The 1,949-nt window shown below is 67.4% G+C and carries 2 protein-coding genes and 1 pseudogene; all 3 read right to left on the reverse strand.

The window, feature by feature from the left end; all coding sequences use genetic code 11:
• A pseudogene (locus HR086_RS46425) lies at positions 1 to 325 on the reverse strand (hypothetical protein); the annotation flags it as partial.
• The gene (locus HR086_RS46430) at positions 322 to 1,104 is read right to left on the reverse strand and encodes an outer membrane beta-barrel domain-containing protein (protein WP_174457138.1); all 783 of its coding nucleotides are present in this window, start codon (positions 1,102 to 1,104) and stop codon (positions 322 to 324) included. The pseudogene HR086_RS46425 and the gene HR086_RS46430, both read right to left, overlap by 4 nt.
• Positions 1,101 to 1,925, reverse strand: coding sequence for an outer membrane beta-barrel domain-containing protein (locus HR086_RS46435; RefSeq protein ID WP_141649328.1), 825 nt, complete (start codon positions 1,923 to 1,925; stop codon positions 1,101 to 1,103). Before HR086_RS46435 ends, HR086_RS46430 begins: the two co-directional genes overlap by 4 nt.
• Positions 1,926 to 1,949: the final 24 nt, after the last annotated feature.

The raw sequence follows: 1,949 nt of genomic DNA on the forward strand, positions 1-1,949 counted from the left end.
GCGCCGGAGCGGGCGTCGCCTCGGAGGGAGAGGTGGGGCTGGTCACCGCGGCCGGGGTGGCCTCGATGGGACCGGTGGCCTCCGCCGGAGCGTCGTCTTCCACGGGCGCGGGAGGCGTCTTGCCCCGCGAGCCACGCGTCGGCTTCTTCTTCGACTTGGAGGCCTTGGAGGACCGGGTGGTTGAAGCACCCTTCTTCTTCTTCTTGGACTTGGACTGACCACCCAGGTCCAGTCCCTCGAAGTTCTGGGCGAACGAAGGGGCCGTCCACACGAGCGCGAGCCCGAGGACGGCGAGGCGGATGAGCCTGAAGGAGCGCAGCATCATGACCCAGGGTTGGACGACGGGAAGAAGAAGGACACTCCCAGCTCGAACAGCAGCTGGTTGCGCAGATAGTTGTCGGTGCGGCCCTTCTCCACATAGATGAGGTCGCGCACCTCCGTGCGCAGCGTCACCCAGCGGTTGAAGAAGAAGCGCATCCCCACGCCCACGTTGCCGCCGGGGGTGAGGTAGTCCTTGGCCAAGAGGCCCGTGGCGTCATCCAGGTCCGGTCCCCGGTACTGGATGACCGAGCCACCCACGACGCCGTACAGGTCGAAGTGGATGAAGCTTTCGGCCAAGAGCGACAGCTTGCCGTAGATGGGCGCCCACTGGACGTCCGCGCCACCCAGCAGCTTGAGCTGCCCGGGAGCCTGACCATCCAGTTCGCTCTTGGCGGGCGACTTACAGCCGCGCGTGGAGCCATCCGTGCCGTCGGAGAAGGTGCAGATCTGCGCCGAGCCCGCGACCGCGTTCACCGCGTAGCCCGCCCGCAGGCTGATGCCGAGCGTCTCCATGGGGTGATACGTGAGCACGCCACCGAAGATGTACTTGGTGAAGAAGGCGTCGCGCAGCGACAGCGTCGCGGACGGGCTGAACTCGAAGCGCCCCTTCTTCAGGAACACGTGGCCCGACACGGGCCGCACCCGCTCACGCAGGGGGCCGAGCCGGTCCTTGTCCACCTCGGACACGTCGCCGGCCTCCTCCTCCTCGGAGGTGGTCTGCGCGTTCGCCAGCACGGGCATGGCGAGACAGAGGGTCAACAGCCAACGGAAGACGGGCTTCATTCCGCGTCCCTCCCCGTCGAACGGAAGGGCAGGAACAGCGAGATGCCGGCGTTGAGGGTCATGACGTTCTGGATGGCCCCCTTGGCGCTGCCCAGGGGCTGATCCACATAGGAGGTGTTGATGAGCGCCACGTTCACCGCGATGAAGTCCTGGGCCACGAAGCGCATGCCCAGGCCCAGGTCCGCGGCGGGGTTGAGCCCGCGGCCCGGCAAGGACGAGGTCTCCGTCTTCACCACGCCCGCGCCCGCCAGCAGATAGCCGTCGAAGTGCAGGATGGAGTTGAGGAAGGCCACCTTGCCGTACAGCGGGCTCCACTCCACGTCGCCCATGGCGGACCACTCGGGCACCGAGTTGTAGATCTTGCTGTAGAAGGCGCGCTTGGCGGTGCGCACGTCGTCGGACGGCACCACCTGCATCAGCGAGCCACGCGCCGAGATGGCCAGGGTGTCCGCCAGGTAGTAGGCGCCCCGCAGGGAGACACCCACCTTCGAATAGAACGGATCATTGACGGAGACGCTGATGAGCGGCGTCAGCTCGAAGCGTCCCTGCTTCCGGTACACCTTTCGCTGGACGCTCTTCACCCGGTCTTCCTGGGTGATGTCGGTCAGCGGCGGCAAGGCCTCGGGAGGAGGAGCCTCCTCCTCCACGGGTCGGGTGGCGGTCGCTGCGGGCGCGGCCTCCTCCGCCGGTGGCGGCGTGGGTGATTCTTCGGACTTGGGCTGGGTCTCTTCCGTGAGGTCGAGTCCCATGCCCTCCTGGCTCTGCGCAGGTGCCAGGGCGGGCACCAGGCACAGCGCGAGCAGCAACGTGTGGCGATTCAAACCGGGGGCTCCGTGGGGGAGGGG

The sequence above is a fragment of the Myxococcus sp. CA039A genome, assembly GCF_013336645.1.
GTDB lineage: Bacteria > Myxococcota > Myxococcia > Myxococcales > Myxococcaceae > Myxococcus > Myxococcus llanfairpwllgwyngyllgogerychwyrndrobwllllantysiliogogogochensis.

What these genes read in the sequence shown, in the direction of transcription:
- HR086_RS46430 (WP_174457138.1), bottom strand. Translation starts at nt 1,104, where the DNA reads ATGAAGCCCGTCTTCCGTTGGCTGTTGACCCTCTGTCTCGCCATGCCC.